We start from the raw sequence: 2,836 nt of genomic DNA, 5'->3' as shown, positions 1-2,836 counted from the left end.
GGCCGTGGACGAGGCCATCGCCGCTCTGACCGCTGCGGATCAGGCCGAGGCCATGTCCACGGCGGCATACACCGCAGCCGCTGCCGCGCTGAGCGCCGCGCAAACCGCGGTGGCCAATGCGGACGCCGATACGTTGGCCGAGGCGGGCGCCGCACTGGCAGTAGCGTTGACGGACGCAGCGACCGCCGCGGCGGACTTGGGCGTCAAGACGCAGGCGGTTACCGATGCCACCGCCGCCCTTGAAGCCGCTAGGGCCACTCTCGCCAGCGTGGATCCTACCCATGTGGCGCTGCAGGCCGCCACCGCGGCTCTGGAGCGAGCGCAGACGGAAGCCAACAATCAGGCCGAGGCGATCAAAGCTCTGCAGAAGCAGATCGCGGATCTTCAAAAGGCCGAGCAGGATCGCATGGACGCGGCCGAGAGGATGGCCGAGGAAGAGCGGATGAAGGCCATGGCCACCAAGGGCAAGGCCTTGGAGAAGGCGCTGGGGGACAACCCCCTTGGCAATCTGCGGATGGACACCGACACTCCTCTCGCGACACTCGGATCGTCCGGATTGACGCTCGGAGTGCCAACAGCCGATAGCGCAACAGACGCTGAGGACGGACAGCCTATGAAGGCTGTAGAGGGTTCCGCAGGGACGTTGGGCGACTGGAAGAGTATGAAGTACGCCCATACGGACACCGGGACGAAGGTGACCAACGAAGCCATGGTCTATACAAAACGGGGCGCAGGCACGCAGAAGGAGATCACTCAGGCCAATATTGGGGTAGTCGGTGATACAGGACTAACCCTCGGCACCGGCACGGGCGTCGCAGGGAGGACCATCTCAATTGCTGATGACACTGAGTCAACGGATTTCAAGGGAACCGGCTTCCCAACGGCCGGCACCAAGACCTTCACCCCCGATGTAGCTGGGCGCGTGCTGGTGCAGGGCTACCTCCGAGGCGCGAAGGGAGTCTACGTGTGTGCGACGGCGCCTTGTAACGTCGATGGTGACGGCGCCAAGATTACGCTCGGCTCGTCATGGACGTTCATCCATGATGTTGGCGCGAAGCTGTCCAGTCCCGACAATACTTACCTCTATTTCGGATGGTGGCTGCAACAGAATGCCGACGGGCCAACCAAAGCGAGCGCATTCTTCGGGAACACCGGCGTTGCCGCCATCACCGTAGAGGCAGATGATCCTGCGACCCTCGGCGGATCGGCTACCTATGCCGGCAAGGCGGCCGGGAAGTTTGCCATCAACGACCCGCTGCGTGGCGGCGACGCAGGCCATTTCACAGCGGATGCGACCCTGACCGCGAAGTTCGCCGCAAATGCTAGCAACGGAGGAGTCACAGGTACGATCAACAACTTCATGGCCAACGACGAGGCCGTGCCCTGGAGCGTGAAGTTGAACCGCTCCGGCTGGGATGCTGGGACCGACGGTGACGCGACCGATCCGTTTGGCCAGTTCGGAATGACTGCTGATGACCCGTCCACGACCGACATAGACGAGTCCACGATGGGCAAGACGGTCTGGTCCATCGACGGCAACGCGGCGCCGGCATCGGGCGGCTGGAACGGCCAGATGTACGATGAGAAGCCCGGCAATACTCCGTCTGGGGATGGCAGCAACGTGCCGACGACTGTCATCGGCAGGTTCCAGTCCATGTTCGGTAGCACCCACACCATGGTCGGCGCCTTCGGAGCCGAGAAGAAGCAGTAATCGGCCGGTCGACGGCTCAAGGCTGCACTTACGGGGGCGGCGGGTTTCGGCCCGCCGCCCCTTTTCTCTGTAATGGCAACCCTCGCGTGTGCCGAAACGACGACCCACTTCAGTACCATCCCACTGACCGCCACTCAATCGCCGTGACGGCTCCCGTCCGCCGGGTCCTCCGGCGCCGATTCCCGTTCGCTTGTACCCGTGGTTTCATCGTTCCTGACCGCGTGCGCGGGCTCTGGTTCTCACGCCACACAGCGGGGGCTGTTGGCCCCGCCCTTCCCTGCCTTGGCTGCGCCGACGTGCTCCGGTGCCGTCAGGAACGCTATACATGAGCTTGGGAAACCCGGTGTCAAATTGCGACGCGCCCCGTGTTCGAAAAAAACACATGCGTGGATGTTCAAGGGGTTTGCGTGTAACACATCCCGTTTACAGCAGTGACTCAACCGTCACGGGCTGGCGGAACTTTTCCCAAGGACTCGGCGTTTTCCCAGGGTGGGCATGCGCCGGCAGGAGCATGGCTGATACCAGTTTGGTGCTTGCCGCTACCGATCGGCGTTCGCGACCGGCCTGCGCAGGATCATGATGGCGGACTCCGGCTCAGCCGCGGCCTTTTTGGGCAGGCGCGGACGAGACGGCGCCCGCCATTCGGATGGTTCTCGTTGAGGAATGAGCGCAGGGTCTGGCCGGAACGAGGGGAGAGGCGCCACAGGCCGAGGTCAAGATCGAGCGGTTGCTGTACCGGTTCCTGCGTTTTCCTGTTCGGATTCGGACGCCGGGCCGCCGTCTTCGGTTCGCTCGTCGGCAAATTCCTGATCCAGTTGGCCGGCGTCGGGAGACTCCTGCGTCCGTTCCTCGTCCCGATCCGGCGACGTCATCCCGGTCTCGTGCCTGGGCTCGGGTTCGCCAAGCTCGATCCGTTCGGTTTCCTGTCCACGATCTAACCCATCGCCAACCTCCCAGGACCGTTCGTCGTGCGTCTCGAGGGTCAGGTATTCAGGTTCACGATTAAGCGCCGTGAAGCGACACGTTTGCGCCCGGGTTGCGGCAGGATGCCGCTGGCGGGTTTCGGCAACGCCGCTGTTCCCTTCCACTTCTACAGCCTCAGCCTGATCCCGAAACGGCTCGGGG

Annotated in this window: 2 protein-coding genes; one reads left to right on the top strand and one right to left on the bottom strand. The window is 63.5% G+C overall.

Going from position 1 to position 2,836, the window contains the following annotated elements; translation table 11 throughout:
* Window positions 1-1,711 (top strand): hypothetical protein (locus OXF11_04790; GenBank protein MCY4486416.1); only part of this gene is annotated, 1,711 nt, incomplete at its 5' end.
* Between the two features lie 713 nt (window positions 1,712-2,424).
* Here the strand turns inward: OXF11_04790 and OXF11_04785 are convergent.
* Window positions 2,425-2,836 (bottom strand): hypothetical protein (locus OXF11_04785; protein ID MCY4486415.1); only part of this gene is annotated, 412 nt, incomplete at its 5' end.

It is taken from the genome of Deltaproteobacteria bacterium, from assembly GCA_026712905.1.
In the GTDB taxonomy this organism is placed as follows: Bacteria; Desulfobacterota; Binatia; order UBA9968; family JAJDTQ01; genus JAJDTQ01.
This window is presented reverse-complemented; position numbering and strand designations above follow the sequence as displayed.